The sequence below is a fragment of the Nonomuraea sp. NPDC046570 genome (assembly GCF_040645915.1).
Taxonomy (GTDB): Bacteria; Actinomycetota; Actinomycetes; order Streptosporangiales; family Streptosporangiaceae; genus Nonomuraea.
This window is the reverse complement of sequence record NZ_JBEYZF010000024.1, coordinates 61,768-85,044: the sequence shown is the minus strand read 5'-3', so window position 1 is coordinate 85,044 and position 23,277 is coordinate 61,768. Positions and strand designations below refer to the sequence as shown.

Annotated in this window: 25 protein-coding genes, 1 tRNA gene and 1 pseudogene; 12 read left to right on the top strand and 15 right to left on the bottom strand. The window is 71.2% G+C overall.

The features are described 5' to 3' along the window. Positions 1–23 precede the first annotated feature (23 nt). Genes ABZ911_RS30735 through ABZ911_RS30725 form a run of 3 tightly spaced genes read left to right on the top strand, consistent with a single transcriptional unit; the run spans position 24 to position 2,420 of the window. The gene (locus ABZ911_RS30735) at positions 24–959 is read left to right on the top strand and encodes an aromatase/cyclase (RefSeq protein WP_358063612.1); all 936 of its coding nucleotides are present in this window, start codon (positions 24–26) and stop codon (positions 957–959) included. 24 nt (positions 960–983) lie between these two features. Next, the gene (locus ABZ911_RS30730) at positions 984–1,229 is read left to right on the top strand and encodes an acyl carrier protein (RefSeq protein ID WP_358063610.1); all 246 of its coding nucleotides are present in this window, start codon (positions 984–986) and stop codon (positions 1,227–1,229) included. A gap of 30 nt (positions 1,230–1,259) precedes the next feature. After that, positions 1,260–2,420 carry an acyl-CoA dehydrogenase family protein gene (locus tag ABZ911_RS30725; protein WP_358063607.1) on the top strand — a complete coding sequence of 387 codons (1,161 nt, stop codon included), beginning with the start codon at positions 1,260–1,262 and terminating at the stop codon, positions 2,418–2,420. A gap of 55 nt (positions 2,421–2,475) precedes the next feature. Here the strand turns inward: ABZ911_RS30725 and ABZ911_RS30720 are convergent, their stop codons facing one another. Further along, positions 2,476–3,690, bottom strand: coding sequence for a beta-ketoacyl synthase N-terminal-like domain-containing protein (locus ABZ911_RS30720; RefSeq protein WP_358063604.1), 1,215 nt, complete (start codon positions 3,688–3,690; stop codon positions 2,476–2,478). Beyond that, positions 3,687–4,955: a beta-ketoacyl-[acyl-carrier-protein] synthase family protein gene (locus tag ABZ911_RS30715; protein ID WP_358063602.1), complete on the bottom strand. Its 1,269-nt coding sequence runs from the start codon at positions 4,953–4,955 to the stop codon at positions 3,687–3,689. The genes ABZ911_RS30720 and ABZ911_RS30715 overlap by 4 nt, the downstream gene beginning before the upstream one ends. A 250-nt stretch (positions 4,956–5,205) precedes the next feature. Here ABZ911_RS30715 and ABZ911_RS30710 point away from each other — a divergent pair, with 250 nt between their 5' ends. Beyond that, positions 5,206–5,673 carry an SRPBCC family protein gene (locus ABZ911_RS30710; protein ID WP_358063599.1) on the top strand — a complete coding sequence of 156 codons (468 nt, stop codon included), beginning with the start codon at positions 5,206–5,208 and terminating at the stop codon, positions 5,671–5,673. 67 nt (positions 5,674–5,740) lie between these two features. On the opposite strand, the gene pruA is transcribed toward ABZ911_RS30710, so the two are convergent. Both pruA and ABZ911_RS30700 read right to left on the bottom strand, forming a co-directional pair. Further along, a complete protein-coding gene (pruA, locus tag ABZ911_RS30705; protein ID WP_358063597.1) occupies positions 5,741–7,366 on the bottom strand; it encodes an L-glutamate gamma-semialdehyde dehydrogenase in 1,626 nt (541 codons plus the stop codon). Then, positions 7,366–8,283: a proline dehydrogenase family protein gene (locus ABZ911_RS30700; protein ID WP_358063594.1), complete on the bottom strand. Its 918-nt coding sequence runs from the start codon at positions 8,281–8,283 to the stop codon at positions 7,366–7,368. The genes pruA and ABZ911_RS30700 overlap by 1 nt, the downstream gene beginning before the upstream one ends. 75 nt (positions 8,284–8,358) lie before the next feature. On the opposite strand from ABZ911_RS30700, the gene ABZ911_RS30695 reads away from it, so the two are divergent. Beyond that, on the top strand, positions 8,359–9,432 hold the full coding sequence (locus ABZ911_RS30695; protein WP_358063591.1) for a helix-turn-helix domain-containing protein: 1,074 nt from the start codon (positions 8,359–8,361) through the stop codon (positions 9,430–9,432). Here the strand turns inward: ABZ911_RS30695 and ABZ911_RS30690 are convergent. The 6 genes from ABZ911_RS30690 to ABZ911_RS30665 all read right to left on the bottom strand — a co-directional run bounded on the left by ABZ911_RS30690 (position 9,411) and on the right by ABZ911_RS30665 (position 15,756). Next, complete coding sequence (locus tag ABZ911_RS30690) at positions 9,411–10,130, bottom strand: glycoside hydrolase family 16 protein (RefSeq protein WP_358063588.1); 720 nt, start codon at positions 10,128–10,130, stop codon at positions 9,411–9,413. The two genes, ABZ911_RS30695 and ABZ911_RS30690, sit on opposite strands and share 22 nt — an antisense overlap. A 39-nt stretch (positions 10,131–10,169) precedes the next feature. Then, positions 10,170–10,790, bottom strand: a complete 621-nt coding sequence (locus ABZ911_RS30685; RefSeq protein WP_358063585.1) for an FMN-binding negative transcriptional regulator — start codon at positions 10,788–10,790, stop codon at positions 10,170–10,172. An 18-nt stretch (positions 10,791–10,808) separates the two neighbouring features. After that, positions 10,809–11,927: a glycosyltransferase gene (locus ABZ911_RS30680; protein WP_358063583.1), complete on the bottom strand. Its 1,119-nt coding sequence runs from the start codon at positions 11,925–11,927 to the stop codon at positions 10,809–10,811. Between the two features lie 75 nt (positions 11,928–12,002). Then, positions 12,003–13,007: a sensor histidine kinase gene (locus tag ABZ911_RS30675; protein ID WP_358063580.1), complete on the bottom strand. Its 1,005-nt coding sequence runs from the start codon at positions 13,005–13,007 to the stop codon at positions 12,003–12,005. Further along, the gene (locus ABZ911_RS30670) at positions 13,000–13,830 is read right to left on the bottom strand and encodes an MEDS domain-containing protein (protein WP_358063577.1); all 831 of its coding nucleotides are present in this window, start codon (positions 13,828–13,830) and stop codon (positions 13,000–13,002) included. The genes ABZ911_RS30675 and ABZ911_RS30670 overlap by 8 nt, the downstream gene beginning before the upstream one ends. Before the next feature lie 72 nt (positions 13,831–13,902). Beyond that, positions 13,903–15,756 (bottom strand): SpoIIE family protein phosphatase, encoded by a 1,854-nt coding sequence (locus tag ABZ911_RS30665; RefSeq protein ID WP_358063574.1) that lies wholly within the window; start codon positions 15,754–15,756, stop codon positions 13,903–13,905. Between the two features lie 83 nt (positions 15,757–15,839). Between ABZ911_RS30665 and ABZ911_RS30660 the strand changes: the two genes are divergently transcribed. Beyond that, the gene (locus tag ABZ911_RS30660; protein WP_358063571.1) at positions 15,840–16,538 is read left to right on the top strand and encodes a GAF and ANTAR domain-containing protein; all 699 of its coding nucleotides are present in this window, start codon (positions 15,840–15,842) and stop codon (positions 16,536–16,538) included. On the opposite strand, the gene ABZ911_RS30655 is transcribed toward ABZ911_RS30660, so the two are convergent. Further along, complete coding sequence (locus ABZ911_RS30655; protein WP_358063568.1) at positions 16,535–16,909, bottom strand: STAS domain-containing protein; 375 nt, start codon at positions 16,907–16,909, stop codon at positions 16,535–16,537. The genes ABZ911_RS30660 and ABZ911_RS30655 overlap by 4 nt on opposite strands. A gap of 202 nt (positions 16,910–17,111) precedes the next feature. On the opposite strand from ABZ911_RS30655, the gene ABZ911_RS30650 reads away from it, so the two are divergent. The 3 genes from ABZ911_RS30650 (at position 17,112) to ABZ911_RS30640 (ending at position 18,688) form a co-directional block, all read left to right on the top strand. Next, positions 17,112–17,882, top strand: coding sequence for a SigB/SigF/SigG family RNA polymerase sigma factor (locus ABZ911_RS30650; RefSeq protein ID WP_358063566.1), 771 nt, complete (start codon positions 17,112–17,114; stop codon positions 17,880–17,882). 72 nt (positions 17,883–17,954) lie between these two features. Further along, positions 17,955–18,368: an ATP-binding protein gene (locus tag ABZ911_RS30645; protein ID WP_358063564.1), complete on the top strand. Its 414-nt coding sequence runs from the start codon at positions 17,955–17,957 to the stop codon at positions 18,366–18,368. Between the two features lie 131 nt (positions 18,369–18,499). Then, positions 18,500–18,688, top strand: a complete 189-nt coding sequence (locus ABZ911_RS30640) for a hypothetical protein (protein WP_358063561.1) — start codon at positions 18,500–18,502, stop codon at positions 18,686–18,688. Positions 18,689–19,166: 478 nt separating this feature from the next. Here the strand turns inward: ABZ911_RS30640 and ABZ911_RS30635 are convergent, their stop codons facing one another. The 4 genes from ABZ911_RS30635 to ABZ911_RS30620 form a co-directional block, all read right to left on the bottom strand. Beyond that, the gene (locus ABZ911_RS30635) at positions 19,167–19,364 is read right to left on the bottom strand and encodes a hypothetical protein (RefSeq protein WP_358063558.1); all 198 of its coding nucleotides are present in this window, start codon (positions 19,362–19,364) and stop codon (positions 19,167–19,169) included. Between the two features lies 1 nt (position 19,365). Beyond that, positions 19,366–20,301, bottom strand: coding sequence for a hypothetical protein (locus ABZ911_RS30630; RefSeq protein WP_358063555.1), 936 nt, complete (start codon positions 20,299–20,301; stop codon positions 19,366–19,368). A gap of 4 nt (positions 20,302–20,305) precedes the next feature. After that, complete coding sequence (locus ABZ911_RS30625; RefSeq protein ID WP_358063552.1) at positions 20,306–20,878, bottom strand: hypothetical protein; 573 nt, start codon at positions 20,876–20,878, stop codon at positions 20,306–20,308. Between the two features lie 394 nt (positions 20,879–21,272). Continuing rightward, positions 21,273–21,698, bottom strand: a complete 426-nt coding sequence (locus ABZ911_RS30620; RefSeq protein ID WP_358063549.1) for a hypothetical protein — start codon at positions 21,696–21,698, stop codon at positions 21,273–21,275. Positions 21,699–21,799: 101 nt separating this feature from the next. Between ABZ911_RS30620 and ABZ911_RS30615 the strand changes: the two genes are divergently transcribed. The 3 genes and pseudogenes from ABZ911_RS30615 (at position 21,800) to ABZ911_RS30605 (ending at position 22,638) form a co-directional block, all read left to right on the top strand. Then, positions 21,800–21,873, top strand: a tRNA-Pro gene (locus ABZ911_RS30615). 330 nt (positions 21,874–22,203) lie between these two features. Further along, a pseudogene (locus ABZ911_RS30610) lies at positions 22,204–22,329 on the top strand (IS256 family transposase); the annotation flags it as partial. 81 nt (positions 22,330–22,410) lie between these two features. After that, on the top strand, positions 22,411–22,638 hold the full coding sequence (locus ABZ911_RS30605) for a transposase (protein ID WP_358063546.1): 228 nt from the start codon (positions 22,411–22,413) through the stop codon (positions 22,636–22,638). The last annotated feature ends 639 nt before the right edge of the window (positions 22,639–23,277 follow it).

Genomic DNA, 23,277 nt, shown 5'->3' with positions numbered 1-23,277 from the left:
GCAGCGAACCGAGGAGGCCCATCATGACCACCACCAGAGTGACCCACCGGATCGACGTGACCGGACCGGCCGAGGCCGTCTACCGGATCGTGTCGGACGTGACCCGGTGGCCGCTGTACTTCCCGCCGACGATCTGGGCCGAGCGCGTGTCCGGCGACGACCGCGAGGAACGGATCCGGATCTGGGCGCTGGCCCAGGACGAGGTGCGCACCTGGGAGTCGCGGCGCCGGTTGCGGCCCGACGCGTACCGGGTGGAGTTCGAGCAGGTCCGGCCGGCCGACCCGGTGGCCGAGCTGGGCGGCGCGTGGTCGGTCGAGGAGCGCGGCGACGGCGTGTGCGGCGTGACCCTCGACCACCACTACCGGGCCGCGGGCGACGACCCGGTGAACCTCGGGCGGATCGCGCGCGCGGTGGAGGCCAACAGCGTCTCCGAGCTCGCCAATCTCAAGCGGGTGGTGGAGGGCCGGGGGCGCGAGCCGGGGCTGCTCCTCGACTTCTCCGACAGCCAGACCATCGCGGGCTCCGCCGAGGACGCCTACGACTTCGTCTACGACGTGGCCAGGTGGCCCGAGCGCATCCCGCACGTCCAGGCCGTCGACCTCAAGGAAGGCGTGACCGGCCTGCAGTACATGAAGATGGACACCCGGGCGCTGGACGGCTCCGTCCACACGACCGTGTCCGGCCGGGTCTGCACGCCGTCGCGGCGGATCGTCTACAAGCAGACCGTGCTGCCGCCCGGCCTGCGGGCGCACCGCGGCGAGTGGTTGTTCGAGCCGGCGCACGACGGAACGGTCACGGTGACCTCGCGGCACGTGGTGATCCTCGACCCCGAGGCCCTCGCCGCGCTGCCCAAGCCCCCCGCCTCGCTGGAGGCCGCCAGGGCCGCGGTACGGCACGCGCTCGGCTCCAACAGCCGGGCGACGATGGCCGTGGCCAAGGAGTTCGTCGAAGCGCGTTGACCACCCATGAAAGGAGCGGATGACATGCAGGAGCTGACCATCGACACGCTGAAGGAGTTCCTCCTGAAGGCCGTCGGCGAGGACGAGTCCATCGACCTGTCGGGCGACATCATGGACGTCGAGCTCGGGGAGCTGGGCTTCGACTCGCTGGCGATCATCGACACCACGGCCAAGATCGAGAGGCACTTCGGAATCAAGCTGCCCGACCTGGAGATCAGGACTCCGCGGGACTTCCTGACCACCGTCAACGCGCAGTTCACCGGTGCCTGACCGGCGGCTCCCGGGGCGCGAGGAGAGATGATGACAACCACGCTGGTGGATCGCGTCCGGGCCTTCGCGCAGGCGGAGTTGACCTCCAAGGAGGCCTACTTCGACAGCCTGCCGGAGGCGCCGACGGTCGAGTCGGTCAGGCTGCACGAGGCGGGACTGGCGAACTGGTGGATTCCGGCCGCCTACGGCGGCCCGGGGGTGTCCCTGGAGGACGGCGTCGACGTCGTCTCCGAGCTGGCCTACGGGGACGGCGGGTTCGCGCTCGGCTCGATCCCGACGATCATCGGCACCACCGTGCTGCAGTTGTGCGGCGACGAGTCCCTCGCCCGGCCGTACCTGGAGGGGCTGGCCCGCGACGGAGGGTTCCACGCGATCTTGGCCGCCGAGCAGGACGCGGGCAGCGAACTGGTCCGGACGTCGGCCACCTACGTCCAGGCGGGCGAGGAGGTGGTGGTCTCCGGGGACAAGTACTTCTCCACCAACGCCGCCACCGCCGCGGTGCTGTTCGCGCTGGCCAGGTCCGGCGGCGAGGACGGCGGGATCAGCGTGGTCGTGCTGCCCCGCGACACCCCCGGCATCGAGATCGTCAAGCGCTGGGACATGGTGGGCGTCCGCGGCTCGGCCACCTACCAGGTGCGGCTGCGGGACTGCGCCGTCCCCGCGCGGCACCGCCTGCGCGGCAACGGCGTGCGGAACCTGGAGATCGGCCTGAACGCCAGCAGGATCCTGATCGCCGCCACCGCGGTCGGCATGGCCCGCAAGGTGCGGGACCTGGCGATGGAGTACGCGGCGGTCAAGCACGTCAAGGGCGCCCCGCTGGCCGACAACGCGGTGTTCGCCGCCAAGCTGGGCCAGATCGAGATGCTCGTCGACGTGATGCGCAACCAGTGCCGGGCCGCGGCGGCGGAGTTCGACCGGGCCATGGCCGCCGCCCGGTCGGGCGACACCACGCTCTACCGGGTCGGGACGCTGCGCTCGGCGCTGGCCGCGAAGATGTACTGCGGCCAGGCCGGCTGGCAGGTGGCGACCATCGGTTCCGAGATGTTCGGCGGCCTCGGCTACACGCACGACCACCCGATCGGGAAGCTGGTGCGCGACCTGCGGCACGTCGGCCTGGTGGAGGGCGGTGACGACGTCATCCGCGATCTGCTCTACGCCCGGTACGTGGTGCCGACGGGCAGACGCCGCTGACCCCGGCCGGCCCGCCGCAGGCCGGGCCGGCCGCCAGGATCATCGGCGAGGCCCTTCAGGGCTTGGTGAGGACCATCGCCGAGGCGAATCCGCCGTGCCCCCTCGCCAGCACCAGCGCCGAGTCGAGCCGCTGCCGCCGCGGCTCACCGACCACCAGGTCCACCCGCGGATCCACGGTGTCCTCCTCGGCGCCGGCGACCGCGGGGATGACCCCGTCGCGCAGGCTGAGCAGCGCCGCCACCACGTCCAGTACGGCCCCGCCCGACATCAGCCGCCCGACCAGCGCCTTCGGCGCGCTGACCGGGACCGCTCGTTCGCCGAACAGCCGCTCGATCGCGTCCGCCTCGGCTCTGTCGAGCGGCCCGCTGCCGCCGGCGTCGGCGAAGACCACGTCGATGTCCCGCGGCGACATCCCGGCGTCGGCGAGCGCAGCCCGCGCGGCCCGCACCAGCCCGTCGCCCGCCCCCGCCGGGTCCGGGTCGAAGGCCGATCCGTGGCCGGCCAGCACCCCGTACACGACGGGCACGCCGCGCTCGGCCGCGCTCGTCCGCGACTCGATCACGAGGATCGCCCCGCCCTCGCCTGGGACGAAACCGGTGGACTCGGCGCGGAAGGGCAGGTAGGCCCGCTCGGGGTCGTGGCTCCGGCTCATCCCGGCGGCCGTCGCCGCCGTCGCCACCCCGTACGGGCAGAGCATGCTGTCGAAGCCGCCCGTGCACATGATGGAGGTGCCCTTGCGGATCAGCCGCCGGGCGAAGGCCAGCGTGTCGAGGCCGCCGGCCTGTTCCGACACGACCACCCCGCTGGGGCCGCGCATGCCGTTCCTGATCGAGATCTGGCCGGTGTGGACCGCGTAGTACCAGGCGAAGGACATGTACGGGCTCACCGACTCCCAGCCCGTGCCCCACTGCAGTTGCATCTGCCGCTGGCCGAACTCGAGCCCGCCGGTCGAACTGGAGACGGCCACGCCCGCCTCGAAGTCCGCCAGCGCCGCCGGGTCGACCTTCGCGTCCGCCATCGCCAGGTCGGAGCAGATCAGCGCCAGCCTGGTCAGCCTGTCGGTCTGGGGGAGCAGCTTCTTCTGCAGGGCGGACTCGGCTTCGAAGACGGGGATCTCGGCGGCCAGCCGGACCGGGTAGTGCGGCGCGTCGAACCGCTGGATCGGGCCGATCGCGGAGACCCCGTCGAGGGTGGCGTCCCAGTAGGCCTGGGCGCCGATGCCGTTCGGCGCGATGACGCCGACACCGGTGACGACTACGTCCTGCTTCATACTCGGCCTCGCTCCAAACTCGTCAGGATCAGCGCGCTCTGGAATCCGCCGAACCCGCTGCCGACGGTGAGCACCGCGTCGAGGCGGCGCTCCCGCGGCGTGTTGGGCACGTAGTCCAGGTCGCATTCCGGGTCCGGCTCGTGGAGGTTGACGGTGGGGACGACCACGCCGTGCCGGATGGACAGCGCGCAGGCCGCGATCTCGATCGAGCCGATCGCGCCGAGCGAGTGGCCGACGACCGCCTTGATGCCGCTCATCGGGGTCCGGTAGGCGTGCTCGCCGAGGCTGCGTTTGACGGCCGCCGTCTCGTGGCGGTCGTTCTGCTTGGTGCCGGATCCGTGCGCGTTGATGTAGTCGATGTCGGTGGGGTTGACCTTCGCCTCGGACAGCGCGATGTCGATGGCCTCCGACATCTCCCTGCCGTCGGCCTTGAGCCCGGTCATGTGGAAGGCGTTGCACCGGGAGGCGTAGCCCGGTATCTCCGCGTAGATGTCCGCGCCGCGCCGCCGGGCGTGCTCGTACTCCTCGAGGATCAGCACCGCCGCGCCCTCACCGAGGATCAGCCCGGTTCTGGTGCGGTCGAACGGCCGGCAGGCGGTCGCCGGGTCGTCGTTGCGGGCGGAGGTCGCCTTGATGACGTCGAAGCAGGTGAGCGTGATGGGGGAGATCGGCGCGTCGGTGGCGCCGGTCACCATGACGTCGGCCCGGCCCTCGTGGATCAGCTCCACCGCGTACCCGACGGCGTCGATGCCCGAGGTGCATCCGGTCGACACCACCGCGGCGGGGCCGAGCGCGCCGGTGATCAGGGCGACCTCGGCCGCGATCGAGCTGGGCAGGAAGTAGTCGTACATGTGCGGCAGGGCGAAGGTCGGGTCGACGACCCAGTCGCGGCCGCTCTCGGAGAGCACCGCGTACTCGCGCTCCATGGTGATGGTGCCGCCGACGGCGTTGCCGATGGCCACCCCGGTGCGCTCGGCGAGCCGGCCGTCGACGACCAGGCCGCTGTCGGCCAGCGCCTCCATGGCCGAGACCATCGCCAGTTGCGCCACCCGGTCGGTCCGCCTGGCCTGCTGCCGGGACAGCCCGTGGTCGAGCGGGTCGAAGTCGCATTCGGCCGCGACCTGGCAGCGGTGCGCGCCGGCGTCGAAGTGCGTGATCATCCGCGTCGCGGTCTTCCCGCTGGTCAGCAGGTTCCAGAACGGTTCCTTGCCGATACCTCCTGGCGCGACGACGCCGATTCCGGTGATGACTGCCCTTCGGGCCATGAGGCAGGCTCCTCCATGAGACGGACTGGTCAGGCGATGTCCCCGTGTCTTCGGCCAGGTCCGGGCATGGGCCCCCGGCGGCCCGTACGGGCAGATGCGCGTGTGCCCCACTGTGCAGGTGTCCGCTCGAAGCGCGATAAAGGCCCGTTGGAGCCGGGAGGGAGCGCCGGTCAAGCCCTTGTCCACACGAGGTCGAGGCGGAGGCTTCATCGTGGGCGGAACACACGACACACCACGAGCGGAGGGCCTCATGCGAGAGGGTGTGGTTTCGGACGTACGGAAGTCGGTGGTCGTCCCGGCCACCCGGGAACACTGCTTCCAGGTGTTCACCGAGCGGATGGCCGACTGGTGGCCGCCGTCTCACGTCCTGCTCACCGAGCCCCGCGTCGGCCTGGCCATGGAACCGAAAGCCGGCGGCCGGTACTACGAGTGGGACGCCGCGGGAAACGAGAAGACCTGGGGCACGGTGCTGGAATGGGAGCCCCCGCACCGGATCAGGCTCACCTGGCGGGTGGACGGCCGGTTCCAGTCACTGCCCGACGACGAGGCGGCCAGTGAGATCGAGGTGCTGTTCACGCCGCTCGAACCGGCGGGCACCCGGGTGGAACTGGCGCACGTACGGCTCGACAAGCACGGCGAGGACGCCGAGCGGATCTTCCAGGCGCTGAACGGCCCCAGCCCGGGCGAGACACTGCAGCGCTTCGCCGACGCCGTCTGACAACGGGAGACGCCCGGGACTCCCACTTGCGGGAATCCCGGGCGTCGCCGTACAGCGGGCGGAGATGTCAGCCCATGTGCGGGTAGCCGTGGGTGGTCGGCGGCACGAAGGTCTCCTTGATCGTGCGGGCGTTCACCCAGCGGATCAGGTTGAAGATCGAACCCGCCTTGTCGTTGGTGCCCGACGCGCGGGCGCCGCCGAACGGCTGCTGCCCGACGACCGCCCCGGTCGGCTTGTCGTTGATGTAGAAGTTGCCCGCCGCGAACCGCAGCCGCTCCGCCGCCGAGGCGACCGCGTACCGGTCCTGCGCGATGATCGAGCCGGTCAGCGCGTACGGCGAGACGCTCTCCATCTGGTCCAGCACCGAGTCGTAGGAGGCGTCGTCGTAGACGTGCACCCCCAGGATCGGCCCGAAGTACTCCTTGACGAAGATCTCGTCGGCCGGGTCCGCGCACTCCAGCACGGTCGGCTTGACGAAGTAGCCGACGCTGTCGTCGTAGGATCCGGTGAGCAGGTCGATGTTCGAGGCCGCGCGGGCCCGGTCGATCGCCGCCTTGTGCTTGGCGAAGGCCCGGTCGTCGATGACCGCGCCCATGAAGGTCGACAGCTCCGCCGCCACGTCGCCGATGGTCAGCGACTCGGCGGTGCCGACGAGGTCGTCCTTGATCCGGTTCCAGATCGAGCGCGGCACGTAGGCGCGGGAGGCGGCCGAGCACTTCTGACCCTGGTACTCGAACGCGCCGCGGATCATCGCGGTGGTCAGCACCGCGGGGTCGGCCGACGGGTGGGCGACGATGAAGTCCTTGCCGCCGGTCTCGCCGACCAGGCGCGGGTAGCCGTGGTAGGAGCCGATGTTGGCGCCCACGGTCGACCACAGGTGCTGGAAGGTCGGAGTGGAGCCGGTGAAGTGGATGCCCGCCAGGGCCGGGTGGGTCATCGCGACCTCGGACACGGCGGCGCCGTTGCCGGTGACCATGTTGATGACGCCCGGCGGCAGCCCGGCCTCCTCCAGCAGGCGCATGGTGAAGTGCGCCGCGAACTGCTGGGTGGGCGAAGGCTTCCAGACGACGACGTTGCCCATCAGGGCGGCGGACGTCGGCAGGTTTCCGGCGATGGCCGTGAAGTTGAACGGGGTGATCGCGAGCACGAAGCCCTCGAGCGGGCGGTACTCCATCCGGTTCCACACCCCGGGCGAGGAGACCGGCTGGTCGGCGTAGAGCTGGCGGGCGTAGGCCACGTTGAACCGCAGGAAGTCGATCAGCTCACAGGCCGCGTCGATCTCCGCCTGCTGCGCCGACTTCGACTGCCCGAGCACGGTGGCCGCGTTCAGCGTCTGCCGCCACGGCCCCGCCAGCAGGTCGGCCGCCTTGAGGAAGACCGCCGCGCGCTCGTCGAAGGAGAGCGCCCGCCAGGCCGGCGCGGCCTTCAGCGCCGCGTCGATCGCCTGGCGCACGTCCCCGGCCGTAGCGTCGTTGGTACGGCCGAGAACGGCGCTCTTGTTGTGCGGCTGCACCACGTTGATGGGCGCGCCGCCACCGAGGCGCTGCTCGCCGTCGATGGTCATGGTCAGGTCGATCGCCGACCCGGACAGCTCCTTGATCCGCTTCTCCAGCGCGGCGCGCTCGGTGCTGCCGGGCGCGTAGCCGTACACCGGCTCGTTGGCAGGGACCGGGACGTTGCTGATGGCATCCATTACTTACCCCCAAGGGAACGAAGGAAGAAGACGACGTTGGCCGGGCGCTCGGCCAGGCGGCGCATGAAGTAGCCGTACCAGTCGTCGCCGTAGGGCACGTAGACGCGGACCGTGTGACCCGCTCCGGCCAGGGCCTCCTGCTTGTCGGTCCTGATGCCGTAGAGCATCTGGTACTCGTAGTCGCCGCGGGTGCGGGCGAAACGGTCCGCGAGCAGCTCGGTGATCGAGATCAGCCGGTCGTCGTGCGTACCCACCATGGGGTAGCCCTTGCCCGCCATGAGGATCCGCAGGCATCGCACGTAGGCCTTGTCGACCTCGCTCTTGCTCTGGTGGGCGACCGAGGCGGGCTCGCGGTAGGCGCCCTTGACCAGGCGCACCCGCGACCCCTCGACCGCCAGGTCGCGGCAGTCGCCCTCGCTGCGGAACAGGTAGGACTGGATCGCCACGCCCGTGGCCGGGAAGTCCTCGCGCAGCGTGCGCAGGATGTCCAGCGTCGAGTCGACGGTGGTGTGGTCCTCCATGTCGAGCGTCACGGTGGAGCCGGCGGCCTGGGCCGCGGCGCAGATGCCGCGCGCGTGCTCCAGCGCCATCGCGTCGTCCAGCGCCTGGCCGACGGCCGACAGCTTGACCGACACCTCGGCGCGCCCGCCCAGCTCGGCGGGCCGCAGCGCCTCCAGCAGCGTGACGTACGCCTTGGCCGTCTGGGCCGCCGCCTCGGCGTCGCGTGTCTCCTCGCCCAGGTGGTCGATCGTGACGGTGAGGCCCGCGTCGCAGAGCCGCTCGGCGGCCGCGCAGGCGTCCGGGGTCGTCTCACCGGCCACGAAGCGGTCGACGACCTTGCGAGTCAGCGGGAAGCCGGAAACCGCGCGCCGTACCAACGGACTGCGCGAACCGGCGAGAAGGACTTGACCGAGCATGCTTCCAGCCTAAAACCCCTGCTCATGACCACCCATCTACGACCGTAACGCGGGATGTGGGAGGCTGTCAGACAAATGCACAACACCGCTGATCTTCAGGAGACCGTCGACGAGATCGCCCGCGTTCTGGGGGCGTCGGCGACGCTGGAGGACCGCTCGTTCCGGCTGCTCGCGTACGGCGCGCAGCACGGCGACATCGACCTGGTCCGCCAGGAGTCCATCCTGCGCAAACGCGCCAGCGGCGAGGTGCGCGACTACTTCGAGCGCTACGGCATCGCCAGGGCCGAAGGCCCGGTCCGCATCCCCGCCGACGCCGAGCTGGGCGTACTGGCCAGGGTCTGCGTGCCGCTCCGGCACCGCGGGGTCACCTACGGTTACCTGTGGCTGCTCGACTCGGGCAGCCTCACCGAGCCGCTGCTGGAGCAGGCCGCCCCGCTGATCGCGCGGGCCGCCTCGATGCTCGCCCAGGAGGCGCGCAGCCGCCAGGACCTGGGCCGCGAGCTGGGCGCCCTGCTGTCGGCCGACCCGGAGGAGCGCGAGACGGTCTCGCTGGAGATGCGCGGCCCGGTCGCGGCGATAGCCGTACGGGAGTCGCAGGAACGGCTGGCGGCGCTCTGGACGCTGCCGCGCGGGGTGCTGGTGCGCGCCGGCTCGCCGGTCGCGCTGCTCGCGCCCGCCCACCTGGCCGCGGAGGTCGCGGCCGGCCTCCAGGCGGCGTACGGCACCGCGGCCGGACTCGGCGCCCCCCGGGCCGACCAGGGGGAGGCGTGGCAGAGCTGGCGCGAGGCCAAGCACGCGCTCCGGGTGGCCGAGCACTTCCCCCGCTTCGCCCCGGTCGCCCGCTGGGAGGACCTCGGCGTGCACCGGCTGCTGGCCCGGCTGAGCAGCACCGACCTGCGCGAGCTGGCCGCCGAGACCGCCGCCCTGGACGCGGAGCTGGCGCGCACCGTGGAGACCTACCTCGACCTGGGCGGGCACGCGCAGAAGGTGGCGGCGCGGCTGGGCGTGCACCGCCAGACCCTCTACTACCGCCTGGGCAAGGCCGAGCGGGCGCTCGACCGGGACCTGGCCGACGGCGAGGACCGCCTGGTCGTCCACCTCGGCCTGAAGGCGGCCCGGCTGCTGCCTCAGCCACCGGGCGCCCGGTAGATCCGCACCCAGTCGACGTACATCGACACGGTGTCGGGGGTGGAGCCGTTGCGGCACGGCGACCACTCGTTGCACACCACGTCGTTCTGCAGGGCCAGCCCCATCCGGCGGCCCTCGGGCACGTTCGGGCCCCGGTAGTCCCACACCTTGCGGCCGTCCAGCCAGAACGTCAGCCGTCCGGGCAGCCAGTCGACGGCGACGGTGTGCCAGCGGGTGAAGTCGGCGCGCAGTTGCCGCTGCGCCTGCTGCCGCCCGGCGTGCACGAAGATGCCGCCGCCCTGCCGCTTGGGGTCGATGATCTCGGCGAAGTCGACCTCGGCGTAGTCGCCGTCGCTCTGCCGGTCGGGCCAGAGCAGCGCCACCGGCGTGTACCCGGCGCCCTTCTCGGCCTTGAACCTGACCTCCCAGCGGCCGTACTCCTGCGCCGACCTGGTGGCGACGCCGCCGGAGAGGTCCCTGCCGCCGTAGAAGCCGCCCTTGAGGCGCAGGACCCCGTTGGCGACGGTCGTGGCCCTGCCGGTGCGGGGGTTCTCGCCGGCATTGGGGGAGTGGTAGACCATCCAGGTGTTCGTGTCGAGCGAGTCGAAGTTCTCCACCAGGACCGGCTTGCCCCAGCCTGACTCGGCGTGCGCGCTGTGGGGGATAGCGGCGGCCGTCACGAGAACGGCCGCGGCCATGATCGAACCGCGAGTTGACATGCGCCCTATCGAAGCAAAGATTTCACTCTAGTAACAGAGTTATGGCGATTTAGCATCCGTAACCGCCGAGCCCAGGTGGGTCAGCGCGCTCGCGTCGCCCGGCCCGTTCCTGGTGGCCAGGTGGCCGGCCACCCGCTCGCGGTGCCCGTCGTCCTTGTGGCCGTCGTACTTGAACTTGCCCCGGACCTCCTCGATCGCCAGGCGCAGCCCCCGGATGCCGGACAGCAGGCGCGGCATCGCGGCCGGGTCGCCGGGGTCGGCTTCGAGTCCGGCGAGCTGCCGGCGCAGGATGTCCAGCTTCTCCCCGGTCTCGGTGACGATCTCGGCGTGGCAGACGAGCTGGACGGAGGAGTAGTAGGTGGTCGGCACGCCGAGCCGCGGGTCGGTGCCCGGCTCGGCCCGCCAGCCCCCGGGAATGTACGCCCAGGGACCGGCGACCGACATGACCACCTTCGGGTTCTCCTCGATCGGCGCCCAGATCGGGTTCGGCCGGGCCAGGTGGAGCAGGATCGTGCACTCGTCGGCGAGCAGGAACTGCGTCGGCACCACCACGGGCACCGCCCGGTCACGGCCGGCGGCGATCAGATGGCCGAACTCGTGAGCCTTGACGAACGCGAGGGAGGATTCCTCGGTGCCGGCATCCCATGGATGAATGAGCATGCTTTGCACCATATGAGATCAGCGCGCCACCGAGATCAGCGCGTCCTGGTAGACCCGTACGAGCTCCTGCCCGACCCGCTCCCACGAGTAGCGCGAGCGGACCCGGTCGGCCCCCGCGAAGCCCAGCGCGGTCCGCGTGGTCAGGTCACCCAGCAGCTCCCTGGCCAGCCTGGCGACCTGCGCGGGCCGATCCGGCGGCACCAGCAGGCCGGTCACCCCGTCGACGACCGAGTCCAGGTGCGCGCCGACGGCCGAGGCGATCACCGGCACGCCGCAGGCCATGGCCTCCAGCGCCACCATGCCGCCCGGCGCCTCGCGCGGCAGCGACACCACGATGTCGGCGCCGCGCATGAGCTTCGGCACCGCCGAGCGCGCCACCTGCCCCAGCACGGTGACCCGGTCGGCCACCCCCGCCTGCTCGGCCAGCGCCCGCAGCCCGCACGCGTCCCGGTCCCGGGCCAGCTCCTCGGCCTCCGGACCGCCCGCCAGGACGAGTTCCACCTCCGGCAGCCCGGCCAGCGCGCGGACCACCGTGTGCGCGCCGCCGTCCGGCGCCAGCGACCCGACGTGCAGCAGCCGCTGACGGCTGCCCTTGGCCGCCGCCACCCCCAGCCGCCGGAACCGCTCGGTGTCCACGCCGTACGGCACCACCGCGATGTGGTCACGCGGCACGCCCAGCCTGATCAGCTCCGCCCCCTCGTCCTCCGACCCGGCGATCACCGCGTCGGCGCGACGCCCGAGCGCCCGCTCCAGCTTCAGATGATGAGCGGACCCGCCCCGCGGCCCCGAGAAGGTCTGGGTGACCGGCACGCCCAGCCCCTGCGCCCCCGCCACCGCGGCCAGACCGCAGGTCCAGGAGTAGGCGTGGATGACGTCAGGACGATCCTGCCCCCACCGTCGCGCCAGATGCCCGCCCAGATCGGACAGATAGGGCATGACCTCGTCGGCGCCCAAATCCTTGGCCGGACCCGCGTCGATCTGCTCGACCGTCACACCGTGGGCCACGCGTGCCTTCGGTCGGCGTTCGGCGTCGTTGCGGCGGCTGTAGACGGTGACCCGGTGCTCGCGGCCCAGCTCGCGGGCGACGGACATGATCGGGATGCGACGGTCGTCGGAGGAAACGATCGCAATATGCATGACACACCTCGGGAAGAGATGGGCGGGAAGACAGCCCTGTCTTTCAGGTGTGCCTGCGTCTTAGGCACGGACGAACTACTCCACGACCATACCCATTTCCACCGCGAGCGCAAACCCCGCCCCCCGCCGCGCCTCCTCGGCCCGCGCCCCCGGCACGTTGAGCTGCACCACGCACAGCCCGTCGCGCGAGCGGATCTCGAGGCTGTCGCAGAGCTGGCGAGCCAGCCACACGCCGTCGCCGGGGGACGGCCGCGGCCCCGGCGGGCAGTAGCCGGACAGCGGGTCGACCTCGCGTTCGCCGCGGCGGCGCAGCTCGCAGGTGACCCCGCCGAAGCGGTCCCAGATCCGCACGGTGAGCGGGTCGGAGTCGCCCATCGCCAGGAACACCGCCATCTCGTTGGCGGCGACGGTCAGCAGCCCGGCGCGCTCGCCGTACAGGCCGAGCTCGGCCGCGCGCTCGGTGGTGTACTCGCGCAGCGCCGACAGCGAGGTCAGGATCGCCGCGGGCGTGCCCTTCGGCGGGACGGCCAGCGGCACCGCCGCGTCGCAGCGCTCGATGAACCTCTCCGTGCCGGTGAAGCGCTCGTTGGCGGCGGGCTCGTGGCCGCCGCCGATGGTGTGCGGGTGGGTGCGCAGCGCGTTGTCGAGCACCTCGCGGCTGCTCGCGCGGGTGTCGTACGGGCAGAGCATCCAGATGTCGGTGCCGGCCAGCAGCACGTTGAGGCCCGCCTCCATCCGGTGCCAGGCGATCCGCTCGCGCTCCGAACGGCCCGCCCACATCGGCTCCGACAGCACCCTGACCCGCCCGCGCGGGGTGTCGCGGCGGCGGCGCCGCCAGTAGCGCAGGTAGGCGGCGGTGCGCTCGTGCGTGCGGCGGCCGAGGTAGGCGCTCTCGCCGTAGTCGAGCAGCCCCGCCCGGTCGCCGAGAGCCTCGCCGAGCAGCTCCAGGTTCGCCTGGGTGGTGATGGCCAGGACGGGCTCGCCCCGCCTGATGCCGTCCTCGCAGAAGGGGACCGCGATGTCGAGGAAGGACCGCTCGCCGCAGTAGGTGGCCACCTGGTGCACGAATCGCTCAGCCATGGTCACCTTCGCGTACCGAGAAGCCCGGCTGGTCGCCCGCGCCCAGCAGGCGCAGCAGGTGGGACAGGGACGCCCCGGCGAGCACCGTGGTCGTGCCGGCCGTACGGCCGCCGAGGGCGATCAGCTCGCGCATGGCCGCCAGGTCGGCGAAGGACAGCTGCCGGGCGTCCAGCGTCACGTCGTCGCGGCCCGCGCCGAGCGGCGCGAGCAGCCCGGCCAGCGCGGGGGCGTTGGTCAGGTCGGCCTCGCCGAACAGGATCAGCCGCGGCGGCGTGGCGATGAAGCGCAGCTCGGCCTGCCCGGGGGTGAGCGGATGGGCGGCCGATGCCTCGCGCATCCGATCGGGCGGGAACAGGCGGCGGTCGTACAGACAGGCGGCGGCCAGGCCGCCGACGGCGAACAGCGGGTTGATCGCCGCCTCGTACGCGAACAGGTCCTCCGCGCCGGGGGAGTCGCGCGCCGCCCAGCCCATGTCGGCCAGCACGCACACCCCCGACCAGCCGGAGCGCAGCGCCTCACGCACGGCGGCGGTCAGCGCCGAGGTCGAGCGCGCCGCGTCGAACACGCCGCCGGCCAGGTGCGACCCGGCCGAACAGGTGATCTCCACCTGGCCGCCGGCCTCGGCCGCGGCCAGCCGGGGGATCGATCTGGACAGCTCGGTACGCATGGCGGCGGGAGACAGCGCGTCGGTGTGCACCAGCACTTTCCTGCCGGTACGCATGGCACTGCCCACATAGGCGACGGAGAAGGCCAGCCGCTCGCCGTCACTGTCGTACGGCAGGCAGAGGTGATCGCCGAAGCGGGGATGGGCGAAGGGGGTCATCTCCGCGGTCCTTCGTGTGACGCAGGTCGGGAGGTTCGAGCATACGCCGCCGACACGCACAGTAGCGGCCTGTTACACGACTCGTAGTGCCAGCACCACGATCTCGTCCCACACCTGGCCGCCGGAGAAGGCGTGCCGGTCCTGCTCGATCGCCTTGACGACGGTGGACGGGGTCTGTCCCACGCAGCGGGCCAGCGCGTCGGCCAGCCTCGCCTCGCCGTACGGCTCGCCGTCCTCGTTCCTGGAGGAGACCAGGCCCTCCGAGTACAGCACCAGGGTCTGCCCCTGGACGAGGGTGATGTCCTCGACCGACGTCTCGGCCTCCGCCGAGATGCCCAGCGGCACCCCGCCGCCCGCCGCGAACCGCACCGTCCCGTCGGGCTGCACCAGCGCCGCCGGATGGTGGCCGGCCGAGGACAGCCGGATCTTCCGGCCGCGCACGAATCCGGCGGCGGCCATCACGAACATGCCGGTGTGCTGGGCGACGAGCGCCTCGTTGACCTTGCGCACGGCCTGGTCCGGGTCGCTCTCCCAGACGCTCAGCACGCGCAGCCCGCCGCGCACCATCGCGCTGACCGAGGCGGCCTCCTCGCCGGTGCCGACCGCGCCGCCGAGGGAGAAGGCCCAGCCGTCCTTGACCGGGAAGACGTCGTAGAACTCCGCGCCGACCGAAGCGCCCGGATGGTAGATCGCGGCGGCCTCGAAACCCGGCACGTCCGGCAGGGTCCGCGGCACCACGCTGGCGGTCAGCGCCTCGGCCGCCCGCGAGCGGGTCCTGAAGCTCTCCTGGGCGTTCAGCGCCAGGCCGAGATGCCTGCCGATCTCCTGGACGACGCCGAGGTCGGCGAGCGTGAACGGCGGCCGGTCGTGCAGGCGGACCAGGGTGAGCACGCCGCACACCCCTCCGTCGCCGCCGATCGGCACGCTCAGCAGCGAGCCCGCGCCCATGGCGCTCAGCAGCGGCACCTCCTCGGCGGAGCCGAGCAGCGTCTCCTCCTCCACCATCTCGTGCAGCACCCCGGACTCCTGGTCCAGGACCTGCGCCACCAATGGCGCGGCGGCGGGGGCGCAGCCCTCGATCAGGCGGACCAGGTCGCCCAGCGGCTGGTCGCCGGGCGCCAGCACGACCGCCCGCCGGACCAGGCCCTCGCGGACGTGGTCGGCGATCACCCAGTCCGCGCACTCGGCGGCCAGCAGCCTGGCCGCGCGGGCCAGCGCCACCGGCTGGCGCTGGCTCTCCTCATCCAGGAGCAGGGCGGTCATCCTGGACAGCAGCTCCTGCCGCTTGGCCGAGGCCATCAGCAGGCTCGCGTCCGACGCCCCAGCCCGGCCGGCGCCCGGCCCGGCCACCTGAACCTCGGTGGGCAGCGCCACCGCGGCCACCATCTGCTGCGGCTCGCCCGGCATCGTCAGCCGGGTCAGCACGAGTTGGACGGTGTGCGTGCGGCCCTGATGGGCCAGCCGGGTCTCGAACGCGGACGGCTGCCCCGTCTGCAGCACCGCCGTCAGGTGCGAGCGGAACGCGGCCCGCCTGGACACGTCGACCAGCAGGGGGAAGGAGCGCCCCACCAGGAAGCCGTCGGGGCTGCCCAGCAGGCGGGAGGTCTCGGCGTTGATCCGCCTGATCGCGCCGCCGCCGTCGAGGACGGCCACCGGCACGGGGAACGCCCTGAACACCTGCCGCAGCATCTTCAGCTCGCGCTGCGAGGTGCTCTCCCGCCCCGCCTGCCGGCGCGGCGGCCTGCGCAGCTCCGCCCGTGCCGCGACCAGCAGCTCGGTCGCGGTGTCCAGCTCGGCCAGCGCGGCGTCGAGCGTCGGCCCGAGATCGCCGGGATAGGCGGTCCTGGCCGCGCGCAGCGAGGAGACACGGCCGGACAGCTCGTCCACCGCCTCCTCGAGGGCGCTCAGGCCCATGGGATCGCTCAAGGCACCTCCTGGTGCGTCAATGCCGACGCTACGTCACGCTGGATTAACCTAGCCATATCGGGAAGGGGTCTGGTGTGGCAAGAATGATCACTTCCGTCCTGGCCAGGGATCTGGCCGCGCTGGGGCGCGTCCACGAGGACACCTCCAGCGAGAGTGTCCTGCGCGGCCTCACCACCACGCTCGCCAGAGGCGTGCCGGGCTGCTCGGGCGGCTCGGCGGAGCTGTGGCGCGACGACAAGGTCCTGGTCTCCGGCTCGCACAGCGAGCTGATCATGCTGGTCGAGGGGGAGCGGGAGCTCGGCGAGGGCCCCTCCGTCGAGGCCAGGGCGATCAGACGCCGGGTCGTGGTCGCCGACGTCCTTCAGGAGCGCCGCTGGCCCCGCTACGCCGGCCTGGCCACCCGCTGGGGGGTGCGCTCGGCACTGCTGCTGCCGATCGAGATCCCGCCGGTCCTGCTGGTGGTCGGCCTCTACTCGGTACGCCCCGGGGCCTTCACCGCGCAGGCGGCCGAGCCGCTGACCGAGATGCTGACCGAACAGCTCGGCGTCGCGCTGGCCAACATGTGGGACTACGCGGACGTGCGCACCGACGCCGCCCAGATGCAGGAGGCGCTGGCCGGCCGGGCGATCATCGACCAGGCCAAGGGCATCATCATGAAGACCAGCGGCTGCACCTCCGAAGCGGCCTTCGAGGAGCTGCGACGCGTCTCCCAGCACCACCAGGTCAAGGTCGTCGACCTGGCCAGGCTCCTGGTGGAGGAGCACCAGCGCAAGACCCGCTAACCCAGCGCCGCCAGCGCCTCGTCGAGCGAGTCGAACAGCGGCAGCCGCTGCGCCAGCCCGGTGATCCACATCACCTTCGAGGTGGAGTACCGCACGCCGATCAGCGCGAACCTGCCGCCGGAGTCCACGCAGGTCTGCCAGTGGTGCACGATCAGGCCCAGCGCGCGCGAGTCCATGAACGTCACCCCCGACAGGTCGAGGATGAGGTGGTGGCCGTGCTCGGCCACGACCTGCGCCAGGTGGTCGGCGAACTGCTCGCGGGTCGTGGCGTCCAGGACGCCGTCGACGTTCACCACCGCGAGCCCGCCCGCCGTCGACGACACCAGGCTCAGGGCCGCGACCGGCCCCCCACCGTTCTCGGACACCGGCACCCGACGCCTCCTCGTTCCACCCGCTTGCACAAGTAACCTTACTGTCACGGGAACTGGGTGGAATACTTCCAGCCCATTGGGGCATACTCATCCCGAAGTCCAGCAGAGGGCTTCGCCTCCAGCTTTAGTGGGGCGTGCTTCTGCCTGGGCTTTTTCTGTTTGGGCGGGGGCCGCCTGCGCATCCATATGAGGAGCCGCAGCGATGGCTGTCCAGGAACTCTCCCTCCACAGCATGACCGCCGAAGAGCTTCTAGCCGAGCTGGCCCACCCGGAAACCCCCGACTCCGTCCGCGAGCGGCTGCGCGAGCGCATCGTCGAGATGCACCGGCCGATGGCCGCCGAGATCGCCCGCCGCTACCGCTACCGGGGCGAGCCCACCGAGGATCTCCTCCAGGCCGCCTACGTCGGCCTGATGAAGGCCATCAACGGCTTCGATGCCGACCTCGGCCACGCCTTCAGGGGCTACGCGGTCGTCACCATGACCGGCGAGGTCAAGCGCCACTTCCGCGACCGCACCTGGGCCATCCGGGTGCCCCGCCTCTACCAGGAACGCCGCTCGGAGCTGAACCGCCTCGTCGCCGACCTCAGCCAGGACCTCGGCCGCTCCCCGACGATCGCCGAACTGGCCGCCAGGATGAACATCTCCGAAGAGGACGTCCTGCTCACCCTCGACGCCTCCGCCGCCTACAGCACCCTGTCCCTCGACGCCCCGCTCGGCTCCGACGACGACGCCGGCTCCCTCGGCGACGTCATCCCCGAGGTCGACGACACGCTCACCACCATGCTCGACGCGCACGCGGTCAAGCCGCTCATCGACGCGCTGCCCACCCGCGAGCGCAACATCCTGCTCCTGCGCTTCTTCGGCAACATGACCCAGGCGGAGATCGCCACCGAGTTCGGCATCTCCCAGATGCACGTGTCCCGCATCCTGCGCAAGGTGCTCGACCAGCTGAGGACCCAGCTTGTTCGCTAGAGACGACTACCACCCGGACAACGGGGCACCGTGAGAGGTGTCGCCGCGGTCAAATGGGGAGGCGGTGCACGGATGAACTTCCCGGACCCGCCCCCCGGCGCGCCCGTGCGCGAGGTCGCCTTCCGCCTGCCCGACCTGCCTGGCGTCCGCGACTTCGTCGCCGTCCACGCCCGCCGCCTCGGCATGTCCGAGGATCACGTCGGCGACTTCCTGCTCGCCGTCAACGAGGTGACCACCAACGCCGTCACCCACGGCGCCCCCGCCAAGGCGTACCTGCGCGTCTGGACCGACCACGGCGACCTGGTGGTCGAGGTCCACGACCAGGGCGACTGGACACCCGGCTTCGCGCCCGGCCGCGCCGCCCCCGGCCCCTACGCCACCAGCGGCATGGGGCTGTGGGTGGCGCGGGTGCTCGCCGCCGACATCGTCTTCCGCACCAGCGAGGACGGCAGCACCGTCACGATGCGTTTCACCGTCCCGGGGTAACGCCTCCTGACCGTGGGCGGCGGATACGTTCTCAACGGCTGGCTCACCCGCATCGACACCGCCGCCCGCGCGGTCGAGTTCGCCCGCCCTGCGAGGCCACCGGCCGCATCCTGCCCGAGGTCGGCCCTCACATGGGCCGCTGGACGGTGGAGCGGTTGCGCGCCCGCGGCGTCGACGTGCGCCTCGGCACCAGGCTCGAATCGGCCGAGTCCAGCAGGACAGTCCTCGACGACGGCACCTCCTTCGCCGCCGCCACCCTGGACCGCCGGAGTCAAACCCACCCCGTCGTCAGGGCCGGAGACCCGCCCACCGCACGGTGAAGTCCACCCCCTGCCTCCACGTCGAAGGGCTCACCGACGTCTACACCGCGGGCGACTGCGCCCCCGTCCCCGACCTGACCCGGCCCGGCGAGTACTGCGCGCCCAACGCGGGGCATGCCGTACGGCGTGCGAAGGTCCTGGCCGGGAACATCTTCGCCGGGCTGCGTGGAGGGGCGCGCCGACCGTACCGGCACGCCTACGCAGGATCCGTCGCCGGCCTTGGGCTGCACCAAGGGGTCGCGCTGATCTACGGGCGCGATGCGCGGGCCGCTGGCCTGGTTCGTGCACCGGAGCCACCACCTGTCGCGGGTGGCCACCGTCAACCGCAAGGTCCGAGACGCTGGTGCTGTTCTTCCGCCGCGACATCACCTCCCTGGGCGCGCTGACCCAGCCGCGCCGCGAATTCGAGTTCGCGGCCCGCACCGCGGAGACACCGAGAGGGGCGGCCCGGCAGGCCGCCCTTCTCGGTCTTCGCTCCCTACCTCCGGGTACGGCGCCAGCCGCCGCTCCGGTAGCCGCTGAGCGTCCCCTTGCCGACGCCGCCCTGGTGCAGGGCCAGCAGGCACAGGCCCAGCAGCATGAACGTCACCCCGTTGATGCCGCCCGCGATCTGCGTGTTCAGCAGGTCGAGCAGGAAGCCTAACCCGAAGACGATCGCCGCCACGATGGCGAGCATGTCACTTCACCTCACTCTTCCGGTCTGACAGCTCCAGCAGCCCCTCGAGCACGTTCCGGTACTCCCGCAGCGCCAGCCGCAGCCGCTCGGTGTCGTGCCGCTCCTTGTCCTGCCAGCTCTCCCGCAGCTCGGCGGTCCTGGCGGCCAGCGTGGCGGTGACCGCGGTGACGATCTCGTCGAGCAGCCCGTCGGCGCGCTCCACGGCCTCCCGGGGGTCGTCCACGAACGCGGCCTGCACGTCCCGCCACCGCGAATGAACCTGCGCGGGATCCTGATCGAACAGAACCAGACCGGTGGGCGCGGCATGCACAGGCTCGGAATCGACCAGCACGTCCCCAGCCCTCGCGTACGGGTCCTTGTACGGCGAGCCATCGTCGACCGGGACACTCTGGACGTCGCGGCCGGTCTCGCTCACAGGGGTCAGGGGGTCGTGTGTCCGGAAGGGATCACGCTCTCCGGCGCTCGACGGGTCCGCCTGGTCTTCCGCGGCGCGCCCAGCGGCCATCGGGCCGCGGTCCTCGTCGGCCGGGTCATGGCCGGACGCCGCGCCGCCGCTGTACTCCAGACCGCTCGCGTGGCCTGGGCCGCTGCTGTGTTCCACGCCACTGGTGCGTTCCACGCCATGCTCCACGCCACTGGTGTGTTCCACGCCGATGGTGTGCTGACGGTCGCGGCTGGGGTGCTCCGGGGCGTCGGTGTCTGCCGGGGCTTCGGTATGGTGCGGGTCACGGTCCCCGGCATGTGCCGGATCGAGATCGCTGGTGTACAGCGGGTCGCGGTCCCGGAACTCGTCGCCGGCGGGGTCCTGGGGGTCACGGCCGGACCTGTCGCGCACCAGGACGTCGTCGTCGTTGGGGGCCACCGGGACGTCGGCGGCGGCGTCGGCACGCTGGTGCGGGACCTTCAGATCGTCGTCCGCGTGCTTGCGGTCGTTCATGTCGTCACCGTTCCCGAACGTTGTGGTCGTCGCGGACGGGCGCCTCGTCCAGAAGCTCCTCGAACAGGGAGCGGTAGTGCACCATCGCCTGGCGCAGCTCCTCCGTCGAAGCCTCCTTCCTGGCGGCCCTGCCGCTGATCTCGTGAGCCTGGCGGTAGTGGTCCAGCGTGGCGCCGTGCGCCACCGACAGATCCGACACCCGCTGCTCGAAGTCCTCCGTCGGGTAGCCGCGCTCGGCCATCACGGACGTCACCAGTTGGTCGGCCTCCGTCACCGCGAAGCCCGGCGCGTCGACGAAGCGCTCCTGCACCTCGGCCCACCGCCTGGCGTACGCCTCCCGCGTCTCGGGGGCCAGCGGCCGGATGTCAAGCTCGGCGAAGCGCTGCTCACGGGCGAGCAACTCCTGCTCGGCCTCGCGCCTGCTCTCGCGCTCCGCGACCGTACGCTCGTACTCAGGGCCGAAACGTTCGCGAAGGCGGTTGCGACGCTGTTGCTGCAGTACGACATAGCCGACTGCGGCGATCGCCGCCACCACTACCACGACGACGGCCACCCAGATCAATATCTCGGCGGTCATAACGCCTCCGGTGTCTTCTAGGGTGCCCCCGCGCCTGCCCTGAGACTCCCCCTCAAAACCCACCCCCGCAGTTGGGCGGCCCAGAGACGTCACCCAGGCGGCCCAAAGACGTGGCCGCGCGCACCCCAGAGAGGCCACCCCGCGCGGCCCAGAGACGAGAGACGCCGCGCGCCCCTAAACGAGGTCACCCCGCGCAGCCCAGAGACGTCACCCAGGCGGGCACGGAAGACCGCCCTGCCTCCTGGGGAGAGACGATGGGAGTCCGGCCTGCCGGACCCCGGGGTAGCGCGATAGGGGATGGCAGCCTTGCATACCTGATCTCGGGGCGGTGGGGATGGGAGTCCGGCCGCCCGACTTCGGGTAGCGGCGAACATCCGGTCGGCTCAGCTTGGGTTCAGGTCTCGTCGATGGCTTTGAGGGTGCGGTTCAGGACGCCGGCGATGTGCGAGCCTGCGGCGGGAGCGGGGACCTCGAGGAAACCCTCGGCCGGGTCATAGGTGACGTCGAGTCCACCATCGACAAGCCTGCGGGCCCACCGCAGCGCGGTGTTCAGCCGCTCGGGAGCCACCGCCCGGCCCTGGGCCGCGGCGGAAAGGTTGCGCAGGTTGGTGGCCGGGCCTGACTGGCTGTGTTCACGACTGAGCTTCCACGGGATGCTCTGGCCGTGATCCAGTTGCGCCTTGCTCAACCCGGCCGCCCGCTTCGCCTGCAGAATGCCGGACTCGCTCACGCCGAAGTACGCGGCCATCTCCTGGACACTCCGCCCGGCGGCTGCCAGCCGTACCAGCTCCCGCTTGTCGATGAGCGGCTTGCGCCCCAAACGCCACCTCCATACCCCTGCCCGGCCCACGTTCGTGTGCGCAGGTCCCTGCGATGTGCGCTAAGGTTATGACGTCTCGCCACGCAAGGGGCAGACAAAACCGGGACGTAGCGCAGCTTGGTAGCGCACTTGACTGGGGGTCAAGGGGTCGCAGGTTCAAATCCTGTCGTCCCGACCGCGTTTTCGCAGGTCGGAGCCGTGATCATAAGAAATATGATCACGGCTTTCTGCTTTCTCGTTGCCCATTTGTTGCTCGGACGAGGCGTCAGTTGCTGAGAGTCTGGTGCCTGTCGTTGTCGCAGGTTGCCGCCAGTTCCGGGCTCGTCGAGCGGGTGTGTCGCCGGGTTGTTCAAACGAGTGTGGCGCCTGCATGCTGATCTACAGCGTAAAGGCGTCGGGTGTTGTGGTCACCTGTAGGACGTCTTTCTCGATGCCTGGTTGCTTCTCTTCGATCAGGCGGGGTGGGCGAGGATCTCGCGGAACACGTCCATGTCGTAGCTGCCAGAGCACTTCTAACCCCAACCGCGAGCCGACCGAGTCGTTGGCAGATCTGCTGCGTGACTGCGCCGGCGCGGGAGGCGCGCCAGTGCTGGCCATCGGTGACGGAACGCTCGGGTTCTGGCCGGCGCTCTGGGGGCGTAAGGAGGTCGATGCTGCTGGCAGGGCCTTGTAGCTGGTCCGATCGACGGTTCCTCTGGCGTTGAATTTGGAGATGGCTCGTTTGACGACGCGCGGGCTGGTCCGATGCGGCGATCGGACATGGGGATGGGCCAGTCCCACGAACAACCAAGCCGAGCGCGATCTGCGGCCAGCCAAAACCCAGCAGAAGATCTCCGGCAGACTCCGCTCGGAGAGGGCCACCGAGCAGCGCTACGCCGTCTGCGGTTACCTGTCCACCGCGCTCAAGTACGGCGCTGCGCAGCCTCATCCACGCCGCTAACCTCGCCCGCCAGCAGGCAAGGATGCCATCGCGGCGGGCATCCTGGCGATGTTCACGAAGGCGTTCCGCGGGCGGGGTCGGGGTCGGCCTGTCGCAGGTCAAGCGCCTGCGTGGCCAGGCCAAGACCGTCACCCAGCCGGTCGGCCGATCACGACGGTCCTGCGCGACGCGCTCCTGGGCAACCTCTGGATGCCACCCGACCGGCAACAACGGCCTGACACTCCGGCAGCAGCCGTACCCGCGCACGCCCTGGGACGATCACACAGCGCGATCGCCAGGACCCGAAATGCGCTGGAGGTGCATGCTTACCGAAGTAGCCGATGCTGTGACGCACCCAGTCCATGATCACCTGCTCCAGCAGAGCCCTGCTGTCCTTCAGGGACCGATGAGGTCCGATGCGTCACGGGCGCTCTCTGTCGCAGGGGTATTCCGGGACGTTGCACGATCGATCGCAAGATAAGTCCGGACGTCGCAAGGTTCGCGCGGACTGGACACCGATAGTTGGCGGGGCAAGAACCATGCCGGGCTGTGCCGGAGCGGAGCAAGATAAGTCCGGACGTCGCAAGGTTCGCGCGGACTGGACACCGATAGTTGGCGGGGCAAGAACCATGCCGGGCTGTGCCGGAGCGGAGCAAGATA